This is a genomic window from Mycobacterium sp. 1245805.9 (assembly GCF_001672915.1).
Lineage (GTDB): Bacteria > Actinomycetota > Actinomycetes > Mycobacteriales > Mycobacteriaceae > Mycobacterium.
Map to the genome: position 1 here is coordinate 1 of NZ_LZKR01000111.1, position 25,373 is coordinate 25,373.

The window sequence follows — 25,373 nt, forward strand, 5'->3', positions numbered from 1 at the left end:
CGCAGCCCTAGCCCCCCCCCCCCCCCGCGGCCCCCCGGGCCGCGCGCCCGCGGGCGGCGCGGGCGCCCCCGGCGGCCCGGGCGCCGCCGGGGGCGCGGCGGGGGCGGGGGGCGGCGGCGGGGCCGGCGCCGCCGCCGCCTGGGCCAACAACGCCCCCGTCAGCGGCGGCACCGGCGGGACCGGCACCGCTAGCGGCACCCTGCCCGGCGGCGCCGGCGGTCAGGGCGGTAATGCCAATGGCGGCAACACCACCAACCCGGGCCTGGGCGTCGCCGGCGGTGGTGGTGGCGGCGGTGGCGCCGGCGGTATCGGCGGCAGCGGCGGCGGTGGCGGCGTCTGCGCCGCTGTCACGAGCGGCGGCATTTTCATCGCCGGCGGCAGCGGCAGCGGCGGCGGGCCGGCGACGAGCGGCGGCCCAGGTGATGTCTTCCTCTTCGCCAACAGCAGCGGCACCCTCCTCGGCGGCTTCGGCGGCACCGGCCATATCGGCGGCGGCGGCGGCGGTGGTTCTGCCGCTATCGCTTCGGATGCCAGTTCTGGCGGCACCGCCACCGCCGGAGGCGGCACCGGCGGCGACGGCGGCTAACATCGTCTAACACTGGCGATAGCCACCGACCGGGCGAGGCAGGGGAAACCCCGGCATGCCCGGCACAGCAGAGCGCCTGCCCGGCATGTCCCCACTGTCATGCATGCGGACCGGCTGGTTGGCGTCGGGGTGCCGGGGCAGGCGTCGGCGGCGCTCGTGTCGGCGCAGCATGAACGAATTACGACCTTCTAGTCCTAATCGACGAAGAACAAGCGCCGACCCCGACAGGTTGTGCCAGTTGAATTCCCGGGCACAACACGCCCGCAGGACACTAGCTGGAGACCACGTCGGCGCCGCCCAGCACCGCCATCAGCTGCTTCTCGACCGCCGCCTGCGCGTCCGGCTCGTCGGGCAGCTCAACGCAGAACACGTCGGCCGCCGTCGACCCGAACGTGTGAACCTTGGCCCAGGCGATGTTGGCGCCCGCGCGTTCCATCGCCCGGGCCAGGAGCGCCAGCAGGCCCAGTCGATCCATGGCGCGCACCTCGACCAGAGGCTGGCCGGACACGGCGGGGTCGAGCCACTGGATGTGGGGCGGGGCCGTCGATCGTACGACGGGAACCCCGACCTGGATCTCGCCGGCCCGCTCGGTCGCCGCGCCGGCGGCGTCGATGTCGCGCTTCTCCAGCGTGCCGAGGACGTCGACGTCACCGTTGAGCGCGTTGGTGAACAGCTGGCGCAGCAGGCCGGCCTCGGGCGGCGAACCGAACAGCGGCGACACCACGAATTCGATGATCGCCGCACCCTCGTGCGTGTTGACCGACGCCGAATGGATGCGCAACGAGTTCAGGGCGAGCACCGCGGCGGCGTTCGACACCAACCCGCGCTGGTCCGGGGCGATCATCACCAGGTTCAACCGCTCGCCGCCGGCGGCCTCGATCTGCACATGCACGCCGTGGTCGGCGGCCAGCGAAAGATATTGCGGCGCAGTCGGTTCCGCCTGCGGCAGCGGCTCGCCGGCCATCACCAGGCGGCAGCGGCGCACCATGTCCTCGACCAGGGACGCCTTCCAGTCGCTCCACACCCCGGGGCCGGTCGCCTTCGAGTCCGCCTCGGTCAGCGCGTGCAACACCTCCAGCAGGAGCGGATCCCCGTCCAGCGCCTCGGATACGGCCTCGATCGTCTTGGGGTCGTTGAGGTCGCTTCGGGTCGCCGCCACCGGCAGCAGCAGGTGGTGGCGAACCAGCTTGGACAGGAACTCGGCGTCTTTCGGCGAAACGCCGAGCCGCGGCGCGATTTCGAGGGCCATTTCGGCGCCGAGCACGCTGTGGTCGACTCCCCTGCCCTTGCCGATGTCGTGCAGCAGCGCGCCCAGCGCGAGCAGGTCGGGCCGCGCGACGCGGGTCGCCAGCGGCGCGGCATTCACGGTGGTCTCGATGACGTGACGATCCACGGTCCACTTGTGCGCGACGTCGCGCGGCGGAAGGTCGCGGATGGCAGCCCATTCCGGCAACAGCCGCTCCCACAGGCCGGTGCGGTCGAGCGCCTCGACCGTCGCCACCGCGGTGGGCCCCGCCGAGAGCACGACCAGCAGGTCGTCCAAAGCCGTGCTGGGCCAAGGGATTGGCATCTCGGGCGCGGCGGCGGCCAGGCGACTGAGCGTGGCGGCGCCGATCGGCAACCCGGTGTCCGCCGACGCGGCGGCCACCCGCAGCACCAGCCCGGCGTCGGTTTCCGGTGCAGCGTCGCGGGCGAGCACGATCTCCCCCGCATACTCGACGACGCCCTCGTCCAGCGGGCGGCGCTTGGGCCGCCGCATCAGGGCCGACACGCCGCGGCGCGGCAACGCGTTTTCCGCGGTGCGCAGCCCCGTCTCGGCGTGGTAGGCGATGGTCCGCCCCGCGTCGGAAAGCTTGCGGGACAAGTCGAATCGGTCACCGATGTGCAGGGCGGCGCTGATCTCGTCGGCGTACTGGGCGAGCAGTTGATCGCGCCCGCGCCCGGAGACCCGGTGCAGCTCGGTGCGCACGTCCAGGAGCGTCAGGTAGGCCTCGTCGAGCGAGCCGCCCGGCGTTTCCGGGCGCGCCATGCCATGGCGGTCGATGAGCTGGGCCACCCCGAGGGCGTCCAGCAATTGCACGTCGCGCAGGCCGCCCCGACCGGATTTGAGGTCGGGCTCGGCGCGCTGCGAAATCCGCAGACAGCGCTGCCAACGCGCCTGGGTGATTTCGACCAGTTCGCCCATTCGAGAGCGAATTGCGCTGCGCCACTGCCTTCTTGCGCCCGCGATCAATTCCTCGGACAGCGGCGCGTCGCCGGCGATGTGGCGGGCATCCAGCATGCCGAGGGCCGCGATCATGTCGGTGTCGGCGACGCCCAGCGCCCCGGAAACCGTTCGCACGCTGTGGTCGAGCCGAACGTTGGCGTCCCACAACGGATACCACAGCTTGTCGGCGACCTGCTGCAACACCTCGGCCGGCTTGTCGTCGTGCAACAGCATCAGGTCCAGATCGGAATACGGCAGCAGCTCGTGGCGGCCCAGCCCGCCGATCCCGACGATCGCGAAGCCGCTGCCGTCGGTGATTCCGATCTCGTCCGCCTTGGCGGTGAGCCACGACTCGTGCAGATCCTGCCACGCGTGCCGCAGTTCGGCGGCCCCCAACTCACGACCATCGGACAGCAAGCGGCGCCGCGCGGCAACCAAATCGCTTGCCCCGCAGCCGTTTCCCGTGCCCGGTCCAGATGACCCGGACGGGCCGGGTGGGTCCTCTTTCATACCCTCCCGGCCCGTCCGGCCTGAATCAGCAAGCTACGGTCAAGGTCAGAGGGCATCGGTCCCGCGTTCACCCGTGCGCACCCGCACGATGGTTTCCACGGGGCTCACCCAGACTTTGCCGTCCCCGATCTTGCCGGTGCGCGCCGACCGGACGATGCTGTCCACGACCTTGTCGACGATGGAGTCGTCGACCACGACCTCGATCCGCACCTTGGGCACGAAGTCGACCGAGTATTCCGCACCCCGGTAGACCTCCGTGTGGCCCTTCTGCCGTCCGTAGCCCTGGATTTCGCTGACCGTCATCCCCAGGACGCCCGCCTCCTCGAGGGCGGTCTTGACGTCGTCGAGGGTGAACGGCTTTACGATCGCGGTGACCAGCTTCATGAAGTCTCTGCCTCCACTTTCTTGACTGCGTCGTCCTGCCCGTTGGGGCTTTCCTCCGCGCCGCCGATCCGGTGCGGAATGGACGAGGCCCCGATAACTGCGAACTCGTAAGCGGTTTCTGCGTGCTCCGACTCGTCGATGCCGCCAGCCTCGGCTTCCGGACTCAGCCTAATCCCGATGGTGTATTTCAGGATAAGCGCCAGGACGAGCGTCACGAGGAAGGAGTAGAAGAGGACGCTGAACGCGCCGACCGCCTGCCGCTCGAGCTGGGACCAGCCACCGCCGTAGAAGAGGCCCTTCGAAACGCCGGTCACGCCGTTGATAGCCGTGCTCTCCGGGGCCGCGACCAGGCCGACCAGCAGGGTGCCCGTCAAACCGCCGATCATGTGGACACCGACCACGTCGAGCGAGTCGTCGAAGCCGAGCTTGAACTTCAGCCCCACCGCCAGCGCACACACCGCGCCGCCGACGAAGCCGATCACGATCGCACCAAGCGCGTTGACCGACGAGCAGGACGGCGTGATGGCCACCAGCCCGGCGACGATGCCCGAAGCCGCGCCCAGCGTGGTGGGATGCCCGTCCCGGATGCGCTCGACCAGGAGCCAGGCCAGCATGGCCGTCGCGGTTGCGATCGTCGTCGTCATGAACGTCGACCCGGCGGCGCCGTTGGAGCTGGTCGCCGAACCGGCGTTGAACCCGAACCAGCCGAACCACAGCAACCCGGCGCCCAGCATGACGAACGGCAGGTTGTGCGGGCGGAACAGCGTCGTGGGCCAGCCCTTGCGCTTACCCAAGACGATCGCCAGCGCCAGGCCCGCCGCACCGGAGTTGATATGGACCGCCGTTCCACCTGCGAAGTCGATCGCGTGCAGCTTGTTGTTGATCCAGCCGCCGTGCTCGGACGCGAACCCGTCGGCCGCGAACACCCAGTGCGCGACCGGGAAGTAGACCAGGGTCGCCCACAGCCCCGCGAACACCAGCCACGCGGTGAACTTCAGCCGATCGGCCACCGCGCCCGAGATCAGGGCGACGGTGATGATCGCGAACATCAGCTGGAAGGCCACGAACACCGTGGCCGGCATCGTGCCGGCCAGCGGGATGTCGACCTGGGAGACACCCTTGGTCGCGTCCGCCTTGACGGCGTTGCCGCCGATGAGCTTCGCCAGCCCCCAATAGTCGGACGGGTTGCCTACGACGCCGCCCTTGCTGTCGCCGAACGACATCGAGTAGCCGTACAGCACCCACAGCACGGTCACCACGCCCATCGCGCTGATGCTCATCATGATCATGTTGAGCACGCTTCGGGTACGGACCATGCCCCCATAGAAGAAGGCAAGGCCCGGCGTCATTAACAGCACCAGAGCGGAACTCGCCAACATCCAGGCGGTATCGCCCGTATCGGGTTGGCCCAATTGCGGGAATGCCACGCGCTATCACCTCCGGTCGCACAGGAAAGGCCGTCAGACGTCCGTCTGTGGCCTGCGAGAACCATGCGCAATTGTTGTTTCGGCGATGGTGCCGCCATGTTTCGGCGGCATTAACGTCGCGCTCGGCCTGTAAGCGACCTCAGCCGAGCAGGGCGTCCACGAAAGCGGCGGGTTCGAACGGCGCCAGATCGTCGGGTCCTTCGCCCAGCCCGACCAGCTTCACCGGCACCCCGAGTTCTTGTTGGACGCGGAAAACGATGCCGCCCTTGGCCGTTCCGTCCAGCTTGGTCAGCACCGCGCCGGTGATGTCGACGACGTCGGCGAAGACCCGCGCCTGGGCCAGCCCGTTCTGCCCGATGGTGGCGTCGAGCACCAGCAGCACCTCGTCGACCGCGGCGCGCCGGGTCACCACGCGCTTGACCTTGTCGAGCTCGTCCATCAGCCCGACCTTGGTGTGCAGTCGCCCCGCGGTGTCGATGACGACGACGTCGGCGCCGGCCGCGATGCCCTTGTCGACCGCGTCGTACGCCACCGACGCCGGGTCGGCGCCCTCGGCCCCGCGCACCACGTCGGCGCCGACCCGCGCGGCCCAGGTTTGCAGCTGGTCGGCGGCCGCGGCCCGGAACGTGTCGGCCGCGCCCAGCACGACGCGCCGCCCGTCGGCCACCAGCACCCGCGCCAGCTTGCCGACGGTGGTGGTCTTCCCCGTGCCGTTGACGCCGACGACCAGCAGCACCGAGGGATGGTCGGCGTGCGGCAGCGCGCGGATCGAGCGGTCCATGTCGGGGTGCAGCTCGTTGATCAGGACGTCGCGCAGCACCGCCTTCGCGTCGGCCTCGGTGCGCACGCTGCCGCTGGCCAGCCGGCCGCGCAGCTGCGTGATCACGGACTCGGCGACGACCGGGCCCAGGTCGGCCACCAGCAGCGTGTCCTCGACGTCCTGCCAGGATTCTTCGTCCAGGTCGCCGCCGCCGATCAGGCCGAGCACGCTGCGGCCGAGCGCGGTCTGCGAGCGCGCCAGCCTGCCGCGGAGTCGTTCCAGCCGGCCTTCGGGTGGGGCGATGGCCTCGATCTCGGCGGCCTCGGGCGACGGCGCGGCCTCGGGGGGCTTGGGCGCCTCGGGGGGCGCCGCGACCGTCTCGGGTTCCGGCAGCTCGACGTCGGAGATCGTGCGGCGCGGCGCGTCGCGGGGAACGGTCGCGTCGTCGCCTACCGCGGGCAGGCCGGTGGTGTCGAGCGTCGGGGTGCGGCTGAACGTGATGCCCGACGACGCGGTGTAGCCGCCGGAACGGTCGAGTGCGCCGGGTTCCGGGCGCTCCAGGCTGATCCTTCGGCGGCGGTACCGCACCAGGCCTGCGACCAGCGCGGCGATGACGACCAGGGTGGCGGCGACCGCGATCGCGATCCAAAGACCTTGGGACACGGTCGCAATCCTTCCAGCCGCGCGTCACCGGGCGTCCGGGGGGCATTGGGTGTGCGTCCTGGGCTTCGCGTGTTGCTCCTGGGCGGAAAAATCGCCGAAATCGCGCCGTCAGTTCACGGCGAGAGCCGTCAGTTCACACTCAAGCGGTTGCCCGGCGTCTACGAGGAGCTCGAGACCAGCTCCTGCCCGCGCATCCGCTGGGAAATCACCGCGGTGATGCCGTCGCCCTGCATGGTCACGCCGTACAGGGCGTCGGCGACCTCCATCGTGGGCTTCTGGTGGGTGATGATGATGATCTGCGAGCGGGCCCGCAGCAGCTCGAACAGGCTGATCAGGCGGCGCAGATTGGTGTCGTCGAGCGCCGCCTCGACCTCGTCCATGATGTAGAACGGCGACGGGCGGGCCCGGAAGATCGCCACCAGCATGGCGACCGCCGTCAGCGCCTTCTCGCCGCCCGACAGCAAAGACAGCCGGGTGATCTTCTTGCCGGGCGGACGCGCCTCCACCTCGATGCCGGTGGTGAGCATGTCGCCCGGATCGGTGAGCCGCAGCCGGCCCTCGCCGCCGGGGAACAGCACGGCGAAGACTTCCCGGAATTCGCGCTCGACGTCGATGAACGCGTCGTTGAAGACCTGCAGAATCCGCGCGTCGACGTCGGCGATGACGTCGAGCAGGTCCTTGCGGGCGGCCTTGACGTCCTCGAGCTGGGTGGACAGGAAGTTGTAACGCTCCTCCAGCGCAGCGAACTCCTCCAGAGCCAGCGGGTTGACCCTGCCCAGCTCGGCGAGTTCCTTCTCGGCGCGCTTGGCCCGGCGCTCCTGGGTGGCCCGGTCGTACGGGATCGGGGCGGGCGCGAAAACCTGCTCGCCGCGCTCCTTGGCCTGCTCGTATTCGGCCATCTCGAGATCCGTGGGCGGCAGCTGATTCTCCGGCCCGTACTCGGCGATCAGATCGTCCGGCGACATGCCGAACTGCTCGAGCACCATCTGCTCGAGCTGCTCGATGCGCATCGCCGCCTGGGCATTCGCCACCTCGTCGCGGTGCAGCGAGTCGGTGAGCTTGGCCAACCGCGCCCCCAGCGCGTTCACCTCGTCGCGCACCGTCGCCATCGCGGCCGTGCGCTCCTGGCGCTCGGCGACCAGCGCGTCGCGCATCGCCGACGCCGCGACGACCACCCGATCCAGCCGCGACGCCAGCAGCCGCCCCGCGTCGGCGACGGCCCCCGCCACCGCGGCCGCGCGCAGCCGCGCCGCGCGCGCCTGCTGGGCCCGCAGCCGCGCCTCGCGTTCGGCCGCGGCCGCCCGCCGCAGGGAGTCCGCCCGCCCGCGCACCGCATGGGCGCGCTCTTCGGCCGTCCGCACCGCCAGCCGGGCCTCCACTTCCACGCCCCGCGCGCTTTCGGCGGCGGCGGCGATCTGCAGGCGGTTCGCGGGCTCGGCCGCCTGCACGTGCTGGGTCTCCTGGGCGTTGCGCAGCCGAGCTTCCAGCTCGGTGACCTCTTCGACGGTCTGCGCGCGCCCGGCCTCGGCCTCCTCGCGCTGGCGCAGCAACCGGCTCCACTCCTCCTCGGCGGCCCGGGCTTCCTGCCCGAGCCGGCCAAGCTGCTCGTACATCGCCGAGATCGCGGTGTCGGATTCGTTGAGCGCGGCCAGCGCCTGCTCGGCGGAATCCTGCCGCGCGATCTGCTCGGTCAGGGCGCCGGACAGGGCCGCGCTGAGTTGGGCCACCTGCGCTTCCGCGGCCGTCAGCTCGGCACCGGCCTTGTCGATCTCCGAGGTGAGCTCCAGCGTGGACAGCTTGCGGTCGGAGCCGCCGCTCACCCAGCCGGCGCCCACCAGGTCGCCGTCGAGCGTGACCGCGCGCAGCTGCGGGCGCTCCGCGACCAGGTCCAGCGCGGCGCCGAGGTCGTTGACGACGGCGACGCCGGAAAGCATGGCGGTCATCGCCCCGCGCAGCCGCTGCGGCGCCTCGACGAGGTCGAGCGCCCACAGGGCGCCGCCGGGCAGCGCGCCGGCGGGCGGGGGCTGATCGGCCGGCCAGTCCCCCAGCACCAGGGCCGCGCGGCCGCCGTCGGCCTGCTTGAGGGCGGCGACCGCGGAACGCGCCGCGCCGAAGCTCTCGGCCGCGAGCGCGTCGGCCGCCGACCCGAGCACCGCGGCGAGCGCCGTCTCGTAGCCGGGCCGCACCTTGACCAGCTTGGCGATCGGCCCGAAAAGCCCTGTGCCGGCGTGGTTTTGCGTCAGCCACGCCGCGCCGTCCTTGCGCTCCAGCCCGACCGAGAGCGCGTCGATGCGGGCGCGCAGCGACGCCACTTCCCGTTCGGCGCCGCGCTCGGCGGCCTGCAGCTCGGCGACGCGTTCGTCGGCCAGCCGCAACGCGGCCACGGTCCGCTCGTGGTGCTCGTCGAGGCCCACCTCGCCCTGGTCCAGCTCGCCGACGCGCGCCTGCACGGTCTCGAACTCCGCGCGGGTCTGCTGGGCGCGGGTGGCGGCCTCTTCGATGCGCTCGGAGAGCTTCGCGACGCTGTCGTCGATCGATTCGACGCGGGCCCGCATGGTCTCCACCTGCCCGGCCAACCGCGCCAGGCCCTCGCGCCGGTCGGCCTCGGCGCGCACCGCCGCCAGGTGGGCGCGGTCGGCCTCGGCGGCCTCGGCCTCGCGCTCGGCCAATTCGGCGCGCGCGGCGTCCAGGCGGGTGCGCGCGTCGGCCAGCGCGCCCAGCAGCCGCTGCTCGGTCAGCTCCACCTGCTGGGCCTCGGCCTCCAGCGCGTCGGGGTCGGTGTCGCTCGGTGTCACCGGCTCCAGGTCGAGGTGCTGCGCGCGTTCGCTGGCGATGCGCACCGTGGCGGCGACGCGCTCGGCCAGCGCGGACAGCCCGAACCAGGTGTGCTGGACAGATTCCGCCCGGCCGGACAGCTCGGCGAGCGCCGTCTCGTGCGCGGCCAGCTCCTGCGAGGCCACCTCCAGGCGGGCGGTGGCCTCGTCGTGCTCGCGGCGCATCAGGGCCTCGGCCTCGAAGATCGCGTCGCGCTCCACCTGCCGGCTGACCAGGTCGTCGGCGGCCAGCCGCAGCTTGGCGTCGCGCAGATCGGCCTGGATGGTCTGGGCGCGACGGGCCACCTCGGCCTGGCGGCCCAGCGGTTTGAGCTGGCGGCGCAGCTCGGTGGTCAGGTCGGACAGCCGGGCCAGGTTGGCCTGCATCGCGTCGAGCTTGCGGAGAGCCTTCTCCTTGCGCTTGCGGTGCTTGAGCACGCCCGCGGCCTCCTCGATGAAGGCGCGGCGGTCCTCGGGTCGCGACTGCAGGATCTCGTCGAGCTTGCCCTGCCCCACGATGACGTGCATCTCACGGCCGATCCCCGAGTCGCTCAGCAGCTCCTGGACGTCCATCAAACGGCAACTGCTGCCGTTGATTTCGTATTCGCTGGCGCCGTCGCGGAACATCCGCCGCGTGATCGACACCTCGGAGTACTCGATGGGCAGGGCGTTGTCGGAGTTGTCGATGGTGACGGTGACCTCGGCGCGGCCCAGCGGGGCCCGCGACGAGGTACCGGCGAAGATGACGTCCTCCATCTTCCCGCCGCGCAGCGTCTTCGCGCCCTGCTCCCCCATCACCCAGGCCAGCGCGTCAACGACGTTGGACTTGCCCGAGCCGTTGGGCCCGACGACGGCGGTGATGCCCGGCTCGAAGCGCAGAGTCGTCGGCGAAGCGAAGGACTTGAAGCCCTTCAGCGTCAGACTCTTGAGGTACACAGCGCGCCAGACTACCGGTCAAATCGCGCGGGTCAGCCCTCCCGACGGGGTGTCGGCGGGCCCGAAATTCACCTGCCGTTCACAGGCGGACACACTGGCCACAGTTGTCACAACAGTCACGTCAGCGCTCGACGAAGCCGGTGAACTGCTCGGCCGGTTGCGACCAGTCGGCGACCACTTTGTCGACGTGGCCCGGCCTGGAAGGCCACGCGGTGGCGCCCTCCAGCAGCTGCAGCAACTTTTCGGCGGCCGCCCGCGGACCCTGCGCCACCACCAGCACCCGCCCGTCGGCCTGGTTGGCGGCGTAGCCGGTGAGGCCGAGCTCCAGCGCCCGGGCGCGGGTCCACCAGCGAAAGCCGACCCCCTGGACCCTCCCGTGCACCCAGGCGGTGAGCCGGACGTCAGGCTCGGGCATCTGAGGCATCGGTGATCTCGAAGTTCACGGTCGTGCCGGATTTCAGCGTGCGCCCGACGGTGCAGACGAGGTCGACGGCCCGGTTGGCGACGACGAGCACGCGCTGCTTCTCCTCGTCGGAGAGTCCCGAGAGGTCGATCTCGAGCGTCTCCTCGAGCAGCGGATAGCGTTCCTGCTCGCGGTCGGCGGGCCCGGACACCCTGACCACCGCCTTGTAGTCGTCGCCGAGCCGCCGGGCCAGTGGCTCGTCGGTGGACATGCCGCTGCACGCGGCCAGCGCGATCTTGAGCAGCTCACCCGGGGTGAACACGCCCTCGACGTCCTCGGAGCCCACCAGCACCTGCGCGCCGCGCGAGCTGTATCCGGTGTAGCGGCGCGATCCGGTCCGTTCGACCCACAGTTGCGTCATGACTTCTTTCTACCGGGCTGCCGTTGCGTGTGTATTGGCGGCGTTTAGCGTGAGGTGGCGGCGCGGATTTCGCGATTTTCTCGCCCTGGGCTCACATCGAAAGCCCGGAATGCACACTCACCGCCGCGGCGGCGCGGCGGGCATACTGCGTGGCATGGCCACCGTCGTCGCATTCCACGCCCATCCGGACGACGAGGTGATCCTCACCGGCGGCACGCTGGCGCGGGCGGCGGCGACCGGGCATCGCGTCGTTCTCGTCACCGCGACGGACGGGCGCGTGCACAATGACGACGCTTTCCGGCTGGACGAATTGCGTTCGAGCGCAGACATTCTCGGGGTGCACCGGGTCGAATGCCTCGGCTACGCCGACAGCGGCTACGGTCCCGATTTCTACCCGGACCCGCCCGGACGGGTCCGGTTCGGCCGAGCGGACGTCGACGAGGCCGCGCAGCGACTCGCGGCGATACTTCGCGATGAATGCGCGGACCTCCTGCTCAGCTACGAGCGCAACGGCGGCTACGGCCACCGGGATCACGTCCAGGTGCATCATGTCGGCAAGCGGGCCGCCGAGCTCGCGGCGACGCCGCGAGTGCTCGAAGCGACGATGCCGCGCGAATTGCTGTACCGGATCGCCTATCTCGCTCGTCTGTTACGGCTGCCCGCGCCCTACGAGATGGACATCGCCCGCACCGCCTACGCCCCACGCGCGACCATCACCCACCGGATCAACGTCTTTCGATTCGCGCGGCACAAGCGCGACGCGTTCGCCGCGCATCGCTCACAGATCGGCGACTCCGCCGCGCGCCTGTTGCGGATACTGCTTCGGCTGCCACCCCAAGTGTCCGGCCTGCTGTTCCCCCGCGAGTGGTTCGTCGATCCGGCCTTACCGTCAGCGTCCGTGCGCCGCGACATCTTCGACTGACACTCAACGCCGCGGCCGCGGTTGGCATCTCGGGCAGTAGAACGAGGAACGGTTCATGAACTTCTCCCGGCGTATCAGCGCGCCGCAGCGCCGGCAGGGTTCCCCTTCGCGGCCGTAGGCGTCCAGGGATCGGTCGAAGTACCCCGACTCGCCGTTGACGTTGACGTAGAGCGAGTCGAACGACGTCCCGCCCTTGGCCAGCGCGTCGCGCATCACGTCGGCGGCGGCGTCCAGCACGGCGGTCAGCTGGCGGCGGCTCAGCGTGTCGGCGATCCGCGCGCCGTTCACCTTGGCCCGCCACAACGCCTCGTCGGCATAGATGTTGCCGATGCCTGACACCACCTGCTGATCGAGAAGCTGCCGCTTGATCTCGGAATGCTTGCGCCGCAACACCTTTACCACCGCGTCGGCATCGAACCGGGGATCCAGCGGGTCGCGCGCCAGGTGGGCGACGGGCTGGGGAACCACGCTGCCGTCGACACTGACCAGGTCGGCGAGCATCCATCCCCCGAACGTCCGCTGATCGGCGAAGCTCAGCACGGTCCCGTCGTCGAGCAGCGCGGAGATGCGCACGTGGTCGGTGCGCGGCACCTTGCCCAGCAGCATCTGCCCGCTCATGCCGAGGTGAACGACGAGCGCCGCGTCAGGGTCGTCGAGCAGCAGCCACAGGTACTTGCCGCGCCGGTCGGTCCCGGTGATCTTCGCGTCGAGCAGCCGGGCGGTGAGGTCGGCGGGCCCGGCCTCGTGGCGGCGCACCGCGCGCGGATGATGCACCCGGACCGCGGTGATCGTTTTGCCCACGACGTGGGCGGCCAAGCCGCGGCGCACCACCTCGACCTCGGGCAGTTCGGGCATTCAGCGGGTCATCAAGCTAGGCGGGCGTTTTTCCCGCGGTGTCCAGCGCTTCGAGCGCTTTCCATGTCGCGGCGGCGGCCTTTTGCTCGGCCTCCTTCTTGGACCGACCGACACCGGAGCCGTATTCGGTCTCCATCACGACGACGACCGCGGTGAACTCCTTGTCGTGGTCCGGCCCGGTTGAGGTGACCACGTACGACGGCGCACCCATGCCCCGCGCCGCGGTCAGCTCCTGCAGGCTGGTCTTCCAGTCCAGCCCGGCCCCCAGGGTCGGCGCGGCGTCCAGCAGCGGACCGAACAGCCGCAGGATCACCTCGCGCGCCGTCTCGATGCCGTGCTGCAGGTAGATCGCGCCCAGCAGCGACTCCATGCCGTCGGCCAGGATGCTCGACTTGTCGGCCCCGCCGGTGTTCGCCTCGCCCCGGCCGAGAAACAGGTGGACGCCGAGGCCTTCGTCGGACAGGTTCCGCGCGACGTCGGCCAGCGCCTGCGTATTGACCACGCTGGCGCGCAGCTTGGCCAGGTCACCCTCGGACCGGTCGGGATGGCGGTGGTAAAGCTCGTCGGTGATGGTCAGGCCCAACACGGCGTCGCCCAGGAATTCCAGGCGCTCGTTGGTGGGCAGCCCTCCGTGCTCGTAGGCGTAGCTGCGATGCGTCAGGGCCAGCGACAGCAGCTCCTCGGGCAGCTCGACCCCGAGCGCCTCGAGCAGGGCTTCCCGCGACGTCACCGCTGGTCCCCCGGGGTGTCGTCCGGTTCGCGCGGCAGCATGTCGGCCAACTTGGACCACCGCGGGTCGATGCGATCGTGGTGATGGCCGGGCTCGCCCGCGAGCGCGACACCGCATTCGGGGCACAGCCCCGGGCAATCCTCCCGGCACACCGGCGCGAACGGCAGCTCCAGCCCGACGGCGTCGATGATGGGCTGCTCGAGGTCGATGGTGTCGTCGACGATGTGGCCGACCTCGTCCTCTTCGGTGGTGGCCTCGGTCGTGCTGTCGGGGTAGGCGAACAGCTCGGTCAACCGGACCTGCACGCGCCCGGTGACCGGCGTCAGGCAACGGGAGCATTCGCCGCTGGTGGGCGCGGCCACCGTCCCGGTGACCAGCACGCCTTCCGACACCGACTGCACCTGCAGGTCCAGCTCCAACGGGGCGCCCGCGGCGATCGCGATCATGTCCAGTCCGATGCGCGACGGGCTGGGCACGGTCTCGCGCAGGGTGACCATCGCGCCCGGACGCCGACCCAGCCGGGTGATGTCGATGGTCATCGGCGACGTCGAACGGCGCTGCGTGGTGATGCTGTGCTGCCGCGTCATAGGGGAAATCCTACGGCGCCGCGCGAGTAATGAAAGGCGCGATCAGCCGCTAGCGCTGATGGCGGCGACCCGCGTCGCCCGGCTGGGCCGCGCTCGCGATCGCCGCTAGCGGGTCGCGTAGTCGTGGGTGCCGGCGGCGGTGCGCAGCTGGTGGCGGCCGCGTCCCACCGACCGCAGCGTGCCGTTGAGGAACTCCTCGAACTCGGCGAGCTTGTTGTCGACGTAGATGTCGCACTCGCCGCGCAGCCGGTCGGCCTCGGCGTGCGCGGTATCGATCAGGCGGGTGGCCTCGGCATTCGCGGCCTCGACCACGCTGTTCTGCGAGACCAGGCGCTGCTGCTCCTTGATGCCCTCCTGCACGGCCTTCTCGTAGGAGATGTTGCCGTTCTCGATCAGCCGGTCGGCCTCGGCCTGGGCGCGGCTGACGCTGGCCTCGTACTCGCGTTTTGCGGCCGTGGCGATGCGCATGGCCTCCTCGCGGGCCTCGCCGACCATCCGCTCGCTGTGCTGGCGCGCCTCGCTGACCATCCGGTCGGCCTGCGCCTTCGCGTCGGACAGCAGCCGGTCCGCCTCGGCGCGGGCGTGGTTGAGCATCGACTCCGATTCGGTGGTCGCCGAGGAAACCATGGATTCGGCGTGCGACTTGGCGTCCTGCAGCATCGAGTCACGCGCGTCGAGCACGTCCTGGGCGTCGTCCAGCTCGCCCGGGATCGCGTCCTTGATGTCGTCGATCAGTTCCAGCACGTCACCGCGGGGCACGACGCAGCCGGACGTCATGGGCACGCCACGCGCCTCTTCGACGATGGCGCCCAATTCGTCCAGCGCTTCAAAAACTCGGTACACGGCCATACCCTCCTGGCGTCTTGCCGAAAAAACTCGTTGTTACCAGTGTGCCTGTTGTTACGTCTGTGACAGCGGTGGCGAGGCCGGTGTGTCGGGCATTTGCCCTCCGCGCCCTCTCACTGTGACTGAAATCCATGGAAAATGCCCGTTCACGCCGTTTCCGCGGGCCAGACCGCCGCGCGGGGTTGTTCCGTCCATATTCTTTGCCGGCCCCCGCACCGATGGCAGCCATTCTAGGGATCGTGGCCGGTAGCGCGCGCCAAGATCCCCATTCCGCATTGACAGATACCCCCTAGGGGTATAGGCTAACGCCGAATCACTCGAAACCGAAGCGGAGGCCTCGATGAGAGCGCTCGCAGCGATCGGTCACGCCCTGGGCTTGGCGGGGTCGATGACATGGGAAATCCTCTGGGCACTGATCCTGGGCTTCGCGCTGTCGGCGGTGGTGCAGGCCGTCGTGCGCCGCTCGACGATCGTGAGCCTGATGGGTGACGACCGGCCCCGCACGCTGGCCGTGGCCGCCGGGCTGGGGGCCGCGTCGTCGTCGTGCTCGTATGCGGCGGTGGCCCTGGCCCGCTCCCTGTTCCGCAAGGGTGCCAACTTCACCGCCGCGATGGCGTTCGAGATCGGCTCGACCAACCTCGTGGTCGAGCTGGGCATCATCCTGGCGCTGCTGATGGGCTGGCAGTTCACCGCCGCGGAATTCGTGGGCGGACCGCTGATGATCGTGGTGCTCGCCGTGCTGTTCCGGCTGTTCGTGCGGTCCCGGCTGGTCGACGCGGCCCGGGAACAGGCCGAGCGCGGAATCGCCGGCTCGATGGAAGGCCATGCCGCTATGGACATGTCCATCCAAAAGGAGGGGTCGTTCGGGCGACGGCTCTTCTCCCCGGAGGGCTTCACCTCGGTCTCGCACGTGTTCGTGATGGAGTGGTTGGCGATCCTGCGCGACCTCGTGCTGGGCCTGCTGATCGCGGGTGCCATCGCGGCGTGGGTGCCCGAAAGCTTTTGGCGCATCTTCTTTTTGACCGATCACCCGGGCTGGTCGGCGTTGTGGGGGCCGATCGTGGGACCGATCGTCGCGATCGTGTCGTTCGTCTGCTCGATCGGCAACGTCCCACTGGCGGCGGTGCTGTGGAACGGTGGCATCAGCTTCGGCGGCGTCATCGCGTTCATCTACGCCGACCTGCTGATCCTGCCGATCCTGAACATCTACCGCAAGTACTACGGCACCAGGATGATGCTGACGCTGCTCGGCACCTTCTACGCCGCGATGGTCGCCGCCGGTTACTTGGTCGAATTGCTGTTCGGCACAACGGGTCTCATCCCCAGACAGCGCAACGCCACGGTGATGGAGGCGTCGATCTCGTGGAACTACACCACCTGGCTCAACATCGCCTTCCTCGTCATCGCGGCCGTCCTGATCGTGCGGTTCGTCACCTCGGGCGGGCTCCCGATGCTACGGATGATGGGCGGCTCCCCCGCGCCGGCGGAGGGTCACCACGATCACAGCCATCGGTGCGACTGAGGGCTGTGACGCCGGGTTGACCGGGTCGCCATCCATTCGTCACCGCCGATCGTGCTGCGCCAGTCCGCCGGCAGCGCATCCAGGGCGTCTTCGATGCAATCCCATATCGACTCGAGCGGGGACGCGCCCGGGGCGGCGGCGGCAATCCGGTCCTCCACAGCGTAATTCGGCTCGTGCGGCGCATCGCCGAATGGGGCGAGCGCGTTGATGGCGTCCATGACGCGGCGCCGGCGTTCGGCGTAGGGCCACGCGGCCAACTCGTCGGGCATGATCGGCCGGCCGAAGATGTAGTCCTGCGCCCCATGCCGATACGGCACCTCGAGCTTGTGCTGCACCGGTTCCTCGGGCAAGCCCCCGGCGAAGTACACCGGCACGATCGGCAGCGACGCGGCGATCGCCAGGTCCAGCAGCGTGGAGGTCAGCCGCTCGACGCGCTGGCCGGAACGGACCGATCGGGTCCCGTCAGCGTGCACCATGGTCGACGTGCCGTGGGCGACGACGTCGCGCTTGATCTCGTCGATCAGGCTCAGGAACTGCTCCGGGTTGCGTTGGTCGAAGTACCTGGTGCTGCCCGGTTTTCCGTTGGCCGTGGCATCCGCCAGCCGGGTGAGGGCACCAACCCACCGGGTTTCGTGCTTGGCGTGCGCGATCGTCACGACCTTGGTGTCGGTCAACCAGGACGCGATCGACGTGCCCAGGATCGACTCGACCTGCACCTGATGGTTGCCCAGCAGCAGCACCGGACGGCCCCGCACCGCCGCCACCGCGGGGGGGTCGGTGACGATGACATGCCGGACGTAGCGCGACAGCAGGGCCCAGTGGACCAGGTCGGCGAACCCGCCGGGCGGTATTCCGAGCCTGTCGGTCGACCAGCTGCGCACCGGTTGCCAGTCCGTGCGCAACGACGCACTCGCACGACATTCGCCGCGGCCCGTCTGCTCGACCTCGACGGAGATTCGCTCCAGCGGCAGAGCCGGGCAGCTGACCTGCCCATCGACGATGAGCACCTGCGACGGGTGGATCGCGCCGTGGGCGGCGTCGGCGACGGCTTCTTTGACGGCGATGTCGGCGATCAGTGAATTGCCTTGGCCCTCGGTGTCATACACCGCGCGCAGGGTGCCCTTGAACCAGTCCTGCGTTGCCGCGCGCGCCGGATCGAGCGCGACCGTCCCGCGGCCCAACCGGTCGCTCAACGACATCCCGGGCACCGCGCGCCGCTCGGCAAGGAACGCGCGCCGCTTGGCGCCGCTGACTTGGACGAGATGGCCCTTGTCCAAGAGGAATTCGACGACGCGCAGGTGCGCCCAGGGTTTGCCCGCGACGCTGAGCCACAGGTCGACGATCGGCAACCGGTCGTCGGAGTCGTCGAACCCGACGAACCGGGCCTGCACGTCGACCGTCCCGTCCACCGGGGCATCGCTGTAGAAGCGCGCCCAGATCACCCGGCGCGGGAAGCCGACGGTCGTGTCCGCCGCGTCCGCATAGCCGGCGATATCCGAAGTGGTCCAGACGCTCATCGCGGTGTGGGGAACGATGTGAAACGCCCCGTCGAGCAGCCCCGGGTGCTGCTCGCCCGCGGGGACCTGGCACCGCCGGACGGCGAGCGTCCCCGATGAGCCGTTGCGGCCAATCCGGGCACCGTCCGCCAGGGTTTGGAACGCGGGCCCGTGGAACACCGTGCCGTCGTACGGGCTGGCGTAGGGCACCGCGTCTTGCAGCGGGACGGGCGTTACGGGTTCGCCAGCGTAGTCGTCCGCGGTGAAGATCACGGCCTCCGCGTGAGTCTCCCAGCGCGACAACTCCGGTCGGGGCGCATCGCGCCACACCTCGAGGCGACCATCGAAGCGGCCCGGGTCGACGGGTTCTATGACCACCCGTAGCCGTGTCGGCGTATCGACGACGACCCAGCGAACCAGGCGCAGGTCGCTGATTTCGGCGACCTTGGCCCCGCCGGTCGCCTTGCTGGCCGCCTGCGCGAACAGGTCCAGGACCGACATCATCGGCAGCGACGGGATCACGTACGTCGGGCAGTGGTCGAGGACCCAGGTGTCGCGAGCGGGGTCGATGGTCGTCTCCAGCGAGGTGGCCGCGCCGGGGCCGGACGCGATGGGCGCCCCGGGTGCGAGGCGCACGGCCAAATTGGTTGCGCTGTAGATCCGTATCCCGTCGCACCACAGGGAGGCGTCGGCCACCGCCAGGATGCCGGCATCACCGCGCTCGACGCGGGTGATCTCGATTTCCGCCGTGATCCGCTTGTTGGTGGGCACGATCTGGCCGCGGTATCGCCAGGTGATGGCTTCTCCGATGGCCACCGGCTCGAAGCGCGCCGAGGGTCCCATCTCGTCGCCGAAACCGAGGTCGAGCATCGCGAATTGTATTAACTGCAAAAGCATCTCGATGCCCAACGATCCGGGCTGCACGGGGTCGCGGTAGAAGTGCGCCTTGAAGTACCACTCGGCGGGGTTGATGTCCTTGACGGCGCGCCACCGGCCCAGGCCGGCGCCGCCGGCGGTGGGCCAGCGGCCCGTGACCCGGTCGATCATCAACAGCATCGGGTCGGCCAGCCGCGCTCCCGCCCCGAAGAATTCGGCTGGACGCGCGCCCAGGTCGACGACCGGCGCCTCGCAGGGAAGTTCCAACAGGGCGCGCTGTTCGTCGCTGACCGGGAGCCCGACCTGCTGCTGCAGCGCTTCGAGACGGAAGTAGCCGAACACGGTGTCGAACGTGTAGACGATGCCGTCGTCGGCGGAGATTTCGCCGCCGAACGTGACGATGATGGTCCCGCCGGCCTGGGCGACGTTCTTCAGGACGGCCTTGATCCGCAACGTCCCGGTCGAGGGCGTGATCTCGCGGTGCTGGATCCCGGTTCCGTCGAGGTTGCGGAAGAAGAGGTCCACATCGAAGTCCAGCGGGCAGCCGGCGTAGGCGCCCAGCCAGCCGCAGGGCTGCAGCGCGATCTCCATGAGGACCGCGTTGGGCATCGTCTGCCGCGCGTTCGAACCCTTGTTCTCGGCGAAATACCAAGCGTCGCTGGGGACGTCGTACTCCGCGACGACCTGCGCGCCGGGTTTCGCGACGCCGAGCTCGCCCACGACCTCGGTGACCCGGGACATGAAGTGGTAGGGCGGACCCGGCAGCCGCGCGACCCTGCGGTGGGTGTCGAACTTCTCATAAAGCGGGCCGACCGCCAGGGAGGGCTTGGCGATGGCGCAGGCCAGCATCGCGGTGTAGTCGAACTTGACCCCGTGGCCTTCGGCGACGGGCTTGGGTTCGACGTGGCCCTCCAGCTCTTTGACGCCCATGTCCATCGGGCACCCGGGTGAGAGCCGCAGTCCCATCCGCCGGCAGTGGAAGGCCGGCAATCCGTCGACGGTGCACAGCAAATCGGCGAACAGCGTCGGCTCGGGCTCGGCGATGACCTCGCGCACGAACACCTCGTAGACGAGCTCGCGCGATCCCGGGGTGACCTGGCCGCGGCAGACCAGCTTGTAGGTCTCGAACGGCACCGGCTCGAAGCGCCAGCCGTCGCATCCCATGGTCATGCCCAGGGCGGTCATGTAGACGGCCATCGTCTGCATCGTGGCCTCGTACATGAGCGTGCCGGGCATGCACGGGTCGTTCTTGAAATGACCGTCGAAATACCATTTTTCGGGGGTAATGTGCTCGACGGCGCGCAGGTAGCCCCGGCCCCACGGGCCGCCGGCGAAGTCGAGGTGGGTCACCTCGTCGACGAACAGCATCTTGCCGCCCGCGATGCTCGGGGTGCGGGTGTGGCTGGCCGCGCGCTCGAAGCCGGGGCCGAGCGTGCGCCAGATGTCGCCCGCCGCGATCGCCTCCAGGTCGGCGCGCTGCAAGGAGGTGCGCGCCGTTCGCGCCGGGGTGGGCTCCATTGGGCCGTCGACGGTTTCGTCCTCGGGGCGCCAGAGGATCCCACCCGACGCGGCCAACTCCTCGTCGGAGAAGAACCCGGCCTGGCCGTTGCGCATGGACATCCGCTCGACGCCGCCGATCGTGCAGTCGTAGTGGAAGAAGAACAGCCGGATGTCGCCCTGGCGGGCGTGGGCGTCGACGTGGATGTCGAAGCGCAGGGTGTCGCCGATCTCGGGCAGGCCGCCCAGGTAGGTCACCTCGCAGCCCAGCAGGCGGTACACCCGCTCGCCCTTGTTGGCGAAGTCCGCGCCCATCCAGGAGATGAGCATGAGGTCGGCCTGCCCGGCCTCGATCATGATTCCGGCCGGCATCCGCCCCTGATGCAGCCACCAGGCGTCGGCGGTGACATCGGTTTCGGTCCACAGTGTTCCGGTGCCGCTCTTGCCCGGCTCGGCGTCGATGCCCAGCAGCCGATCCGCCAGCAGCAGAGGGGGTTCCGGCATCCGTACCTGCCGCGCGTAGTCGTCCTGCGCCGCGAACGCCGGGCCGAAGATGTCGGAGATCTTGCCCGAGGCGTGCACACGCAGGCCGTCCTTGTCCAGCGCGAGGCCCATCGGGTCGCGCTTGACCGTCGGCTTGGGTAACTCCTTGCCGGGGGGCGGGGACGGTTGGATCGCGCGGTAGGCGCCCGCGCCGGGCAGGTAACCGAAGCCGTTGTGGGTCACCGGTTTTTGACCCTCGCCATCGACCGACGGCGGCTCCGGTGGCGCCTCGCCCAGCGGCACCCGCGCCAACGCGTCCGCGACCTTGGGCAGCGCCGGCGGGAGGGGCAGGTGTGTGGTCATGGGCCGCTCCAATTGCGGGGTGACGTGGTGAGACGGGTGAGCCGGGAACCGCAACCATGTGTGTTTCGCGGTCGCCGCCGGCAGCTCCCCGAGCGCGTCGGGTCGTCCGGGTGCCGTTGGCGAGAGCACGATTCGCTGTTGCTGGCCGCCGAGGCCGGTGAGCGTGACGACGACCGAACGCTTTTCGGCCGTCCACGGCGTGCCGTCGGGGCACACGCCCAGCACGCCGTAGAGCGCGCCCGCGGCGACGTGCAGCAGACCGGAGGCGGCGTGCGCGTGGCCGAGCAGCGGCGACAGGTTCAGCGCGCCGGGCGCGTTGCCCAGGTGAAGACACTCGCCCTGTGGCTTCTGATCGGCGGGCAGGGTGGCCAGGATCGTGTCACCGGCCCGACGCGCGTCCTCGGCCCGTTTGAGCACGACGACGACGGCGGCGTCGCCGGGTGTCTGCTCACCCGGCCCGAGCAGTGCCCGGGCCGCGGCCTCGTGCACCGGTTCGCAGCTGAGGTCCACCGCGCCGACGACGGCCGCGTCGACCTCACGTCGCCGCAGGGCACGGGCGGCCATCTCCAGCGCGGTGGTGCCGGACAGTTCCTCCCTGGACACCGTGAAACTTGGCCCCCGCAGGTCGAATTGGCGGTTCAGGCGGTTGGCGACGATGTTCGGCATCGCGCCGACGACGCCGGCGGCCGTCCACCCGGGCACGACGGCGTCGCGCGCCGCCGCCAGCTCCGCGGGATCGTCGATCTCGTCGGCCAACCGCCATCGCAACCCCAGCCGGGTGATCTCGGTGTCACAGCCCATCCCGACGATGACGCTGGTCCTGTCCGGTGGCAGCTCGCCGATCACCGTCTCCATGTTGACGGCCGCACCGAGCAGGGCCAGTTGCTGGGGCAGCGTCTGGTTGAGATCCGCGGGGGGAAAGCGTGTTTGGGTGACGTCCAGGCGGACCTCGGTCATCCGGGCCCTGCGGGCGTCGCCTGCCCCGCGGGTGGGAATCGGTTCGGCCTTCTTCAGATGCTCGGCCACCGAGGCGGTTTCGTCGTCGCCGACCAGGAGGCTGACGCCGACGATCGCGATGTCGTCGCCCGTGGCGGAAACGGTGACGGTCGGCCGGTCGCGGCGGTCGCCGGCGGTCGGGATCCATTCTTCGAGCAGCAGGTGGGCGTTGTTGCCGCCGAAGCCGAAGTTGTTGACGGCGGCGCGGCGCGGCCCGCGGCACTGCCAGGGTTCGGCCTCGGTGAGTAGCCGGAATGGCGACTCGGCGAGGAATGGCAACGGGTCGTCGACGTGCAGGGTGGGGGGCCGGATGCCCGCACGCATAGCCGCGAGCACCTTGATCGCCCCCGCGGCGCCCGACGCCGTGATGGAGTGTCCCAGATTGGATTTCAGCGATCCGATGGGCAGGTCCGACAGGCCCGCGAAGATGCGCGCCATGCTCATCAGCTCGGTCAGGTCGCCCCGCGAAGTCCCCGTGGCGTGGCACTCGACGAGCGAGATGTCTCGTGGCTCGAGCCCGGCCATTTCGTAGGCGAGCCGCATGGCCCGCTCCTGCCCCTCCTGCGACGGTACGAGCGGGCCCTGTCCCCGGCCGTCGTTGCTGAGCCCCACCGCCCGGATGACGCCCAGGATGGTGTCGGCGTCGGCGATCGCGTCGTCGAGCCTTTTGAGCACCAGAAACGCCGCGCCCTGGGCGGGCACCAATCCGTCGGCGTCGCGGTGGAAGGGGCGCGACTTTCCGGTGCGGCTCAGCGCCTGCAGCGCGGTGAAGCCGACGTGCAGGAGCAGGTCGCTGGCGCCGTTCACCCCGCCCGCCACCATCACGTCCGCGGTGCCGTCGTGGAGCCGGTCGCACGCCAGTTTGATCGCGTACAACGAGGAGGCGCACGCGGCGTCGAGGGCCGTGGCGCCCGCGGTCAATCCCAGTGCGCTGGCCATGAGGTGGGCCGGCAGGCCCGACATGAAGCGGTTACGCCAGTCGATGGCGTGTTCGCCGCCGCGCCAAACCTTTTCGGCCAGCTCGATCATCGACTTCGTCGGGTAGCTCAAGTTGCCCAGGACGACCCCGGCCCGGCCCGGGACCTCACCCGGGCGCCACCCGGCGCTGTCCAGGGCTTGCCGGGCGGCCTCGACGGCCCACAGGTACAGCGGGTCCAGGCCCCGAAACTCGGTGGCGTCGAGCAGGAAACGTCCGGCGTCGAAGATCTCGTCGAAGCCGCGGACGTATCCGCCGCGCTCCGACCAGGCGTGGTCGAGGAAGGGGGCGTCCGTGTCGTCGCGCACGATGCTCGCCGCCGATACCCCCCAATGGCCGGGCCGCGGTGTGCCGAGCGCATCCCGGCCCTCGCGCACCGTCCACCATAACTCGTCGGGGTTCAGGCCGCCGGGTAGGACGCAGCCCTGGCCCACGATCGCGACGGGTGAAAACATCAGCCGCCGTAGGGGTACAACTCGAGCCGTTTGAGGCTGGCCACCACGTGTCCGTCCGCGTCGACGAGGTCCAGGTCGCAGACGGCTCCGCTGTTCTTGGCATCGCCGTTGGAGAGCACACATCGCAATCCGTCGCCCAGCGCCCCGGCGCGGTAACGGACCGCCTCGCCGACCCGCAGCGGCAGCACCGTGCGGCCGAGCTGTTCGTGGCTCCAGACCAGCGCCAGTTGCAGACAGCCGTCGAGCGCAGCGGAATCCGTGGCCCAGCCCTCGCCCTGCCAGCCCGCTTTGGTCAGGCCGTGCAGCGACGCCGTCGCGCTCGTGGCCCGGCACTCGACGTCCTCGAGGACCTGGAACGCCGGGCCGTGGAAGAGCGCGCCGTTGCTGTAGCAGGTGTCGCGGTCCAACCGGTGACCACCGGCCGGCGCGGTCGGTGCGGCGGGCGCAACCGCTGGGGCCGAACCCATTTCGGCCGTGGCGGAGTAGTAGGCGGTCGCTCCGGCGATGTCGGACAACGTGCAGGCGAGTCGATCCGCCCGGTCTTCCGCCGGCGCGGCGCGCACCAGCATCGGGTCGCCCTGTTGGTCGAAGTCCTGCAGGGTCACGCCGCGCAGCACCCTGAGGTCGAGCAGACGCTGCACGAGTTGTCCGGGCCGGCACGCCTCGGCCATCCGCACGAACCACTCCAGCACCTGCACCACCGGTAGCACGACGTTGCCGCGGACCCGGTGATCCGCCAACTGCGGCTGCCGTCGCACTTGGGCCAGCACGCGCGCGATTCGGCCTTCGGCGGGCAGCACGCTCGCCGATACGCCGTCTCCGAGGGTGACCTCGGGGTCGTCGGTCTGCCCATCCAGCACGTCGGAGACGAACGCCCGCGCGCCGTCGGCGAGCGGGATCAACCCGATGCCCCGCGACTCGAACATCGCCTTCAGGCCGGGGGTGACCATGCCGGAATCCCATGGCCCCCAACCCAAGGCCCGCACGAGGCAGGCCGGGCCGCGTCGCGCCTGCTCGGCCAGCGCCACCTTGTTGAGGACCTCGTTGGCCATGGCGTAGTCGCTCTGGCCGACGTTGCCGCTGCGCGCGGCCACCGAGGAAAACAGGCAGATGACCTTCAGCGGATCGCCGGCCGTGGCGTCCAGCAGCGCGCACAGGCCGCCGACCTTGGTCTCGAAGACGCGGTCGAACCCGTCGAGGGTTTTCTTGTGCAAGGGCGCGTCGGCCAATACGCCCGCCCCGTGCACCAATCCGGTGATCGGCCCGAATTCGGTTCGCACACTGTCCAGCAGGGCGCCGAGCGCGGACGCGTCGCGCACATCGGTCGCGGCATAACGGACCCGGGAACCGGCGGCGGTCAGGGCGGCAACGGTCGCCCGCACCTCGCGATCCGCGAGGATGCGCCGCGCCTGCTGTTCCAGCTCCCTGGGCGTGGGCTTGAGCCCTCGTGTCACCGCGCTGGACAGCAGCGCCCGCTTGAGTTCGGCGTCGGTCGTCAGGCCGTGCGCCTCGGGTGGTTCGTCGGAAAGCTCCGTGCGTCCCAGCAGGACGAAGGCGGCCTGTGTTTGCTTCGCCAGGGCGATCACCGAGGCTGCGGTTACGCCGCGGCCCCCACCCGACACGACGATCACGTCGCGACGGTCGATGCGACGCGCGTGGG

General features: G+C 70.2%; 16 protein-coding genes. 3 read left to right on the top strand and 13 right to left on the bottom strand.

The features are described from left to right. Positions 1-586: hypothetical protein (locus tag A9X00_RS32355; protein WP_369830756.1), on the top strand; the 586-nt coding region annotated here is incomplete at its 5' end. A gap of 271 nt (positions 587-857) precedes the next feature. Here A9X00_RS32355 and A9X00_RS15795 read toward each other — a convergent pair. The 7 genes from A9X00_RS15795 to A9X00_RS15825 form a co-directional block, all read right to left on the bottom strand. Next, complete coding sequence (locus A9X00_RS15795; protein ID WP_082975323.1) at positions 858-3,302, bottom strand: [protein-PII] uridylyltransferase; 2,445 nt, start codon at positions 3,300-3,302, stop codon at positions 858-860. A 45-nt stretch (positions 3,303-3,347) separates the two neighbouring features. After that, entirely contained in the window at positions 3,348-3,686 is a 339-nt protein-coding gene (glnB, locus tag A9X00_RS15800; RefSeq protein WP_067155051.1) for a nitrogen regulatory protein P-II, read from the bottom strand. After that, positions 3,683-5,065 (bottom strand): ammonium transporter, encoded by a 1,383-nt coding sequence (locus A9X00_RS15805; protein ID WP_067155054.1) that lies wholly within the window; start codon positions 5,063-5,065, stop codon positions 3,683-3,685. Before A9X00_RS15805 ends, glnB begins: the two co-directional genes overlap by 4 nt. A gap of 187 nt (positions 5,066-5,252) precedes the next feature. After that, positions 5,253-6,536 carry a signal recognition particle-docking protein FtsY gene (gene ftsY / locus A9X00_RS15810; RefSeq protein ID WP_067155057.1) on the bottom strand — a complete coding sequence of 428 codons (1,284 nt, stop codon included), beginning with the start codon at positions 6,534-6,536 and terminating at the stop codon, positions 5,253-5,255. Positions 6,537-6,694: 158 nt separating this feature from the next. After that, positions 6,695-10,285, bottom strand: a complete 3,591-nt coding sequence (gene smc, locus A9X00_RS15815) for a chromosome segregation protein SMC (protein ID WP_067155060.1) — start codon at positions 10,283-10,285, stop codon at positions 6,695-6,697. A gap of 121 nt (positions 10,286-10,406) precedes the next feature. Then, entirely contained in the window at positions 10,407-10,700 is a 294-nt protein-coding gene (locus tag A9X00_RS15820) for an acylphosphatase (RefSeq protein WP_067155063.1), read from the bottom strand. Beyond that, a complete protein-coding gene (locus A9X00_RS15825) occupies positions 10,687-11,109 on the bottom strand; it encodes an OsmC family protein (RefSeq protein WP_067155066.1) in 423 nt (140 codons plus the stop codon). Before A9X00_RS15825 ends, A9X00_RS15820 begins: the two co-directional genes overlap by 14 nt. Positions 11,110-11,263: 154 nt before the next feature. Between A9X00_RS15825 and A9X00_RS15830 the strand changes: the two genes are divergently transcribed. After that, positions 11,264-12,031 carry a PIG-L deacetylase family protein gene (locus A9X00_RS15830; RefSeq protein WP_067155085.1) on the top strand — a complete coding sequence of 256 codons (768 nt, stop codon included), beginning with the start codon at positions 11,264-11,266 and terminating at the stop codon, positions 12,029-12,031. A gap of 3 nt (positions 12,032-12,034) precedes the next feature. Here A9X00_RS15830 and mutM read toward each other — a convergent pair whose 3' ends face one another. The 4 genes from mutM to sepIVA form a co-directional block, all read right to left on the bottom strand. Further along, positions 12,035-12,886: a DNA-formamidopyrimidine glycosylase gene (gene mutM, locus A9X00_RS15835; RefSeq protein ID WP_067155069.1), complete on the bottom strand. Its 852-nt coding sequence runs from the start codon at positions 12,884-12,886 to the stop codon at positions 12,035-12,037. Positions 12,887-12,902: 16 nt separating this feature from the next. Beyond that, complete coding sequence (gene rnc / locus A9X00_RS15840) at positions 12,903-13,616, bottom strand: ribonuclease III (RefSeq protein WP_067155072.1); 714 nt, start codon at positions 13,614-13,616, stop codon at positions 12,903-12,905. Continuing rightward, a complete protein-coding gene (locus A9X00_RS15845; protein WP_156772116.1) occupies positions 13,613-14,203 on the bottom strand; it encodes a DUF177 domain-containing protein in 591 nt (196 codons plus the stop codon). The genes rnc and A9X00_RS15845 overlap by 4 nt, the downstream gene beginning before the upstream one ends. 105 nt (positions 14,204-14,308) lie before the next feature. Further along, positions 14,309-15,046 (bottom strand): cell division protein SepIVA, encoded by a 738-nt coding sequence (sepIVA, locus tag A9X00_RS15850; RefSeq protein ID WP_067155092.1) that lies wholly within the window; start codon positions 15,044-15,046, stop codon positions 14,309-14,311. A 343-nt stretch (positions 15,047-15,389) separates the two neighbouring features. Between sepIVA and A9X00_RS15855 the strand changes: the two genes are divergently transcribed. Continuing rightward, positions 15,390-16,571: a permease gene (locus tag A9X00_RS15855; RefSeq protein ID WP_067155075.1), complete on the top strand. Its 1,182-nt coding sequence runs from the start codon at positions 15,390-15,392 to the stop codon at positions 16,569-16,571. Here the strand turns inward: A9X00_RS15855 and A9X00_RS15860 are convergent. After that, positions 16,550-23,713 (bottom strand): beta-ketoacyl synthase N-terminal-like domain-containing protein, encoded by a 7,164-nt coding sequence (locus A9X00_RS15860; protein WP_067155078.1) that lies wholly within the window; start codon positions 23,711-23,713, stop codon positions 16,550-16,552. The two genes, A9X00_RS15855 and A9X00_RS15860, sit on opposite strands and share 22 nt — an antisense overlap. Next, a partial coding sequence (locus A9X00_RS15865) for an SDR family NAD(P)-dependent oxidoreductase (RefSeq protein WP_156772117.1) occupies positions 23,713-25,373 on the bottom strand: 1,661 nt, incomplete at its 5' end. The genes A9X00_RS15865 and A9X00_RS15860, both read right to left, overlap by 1 nt.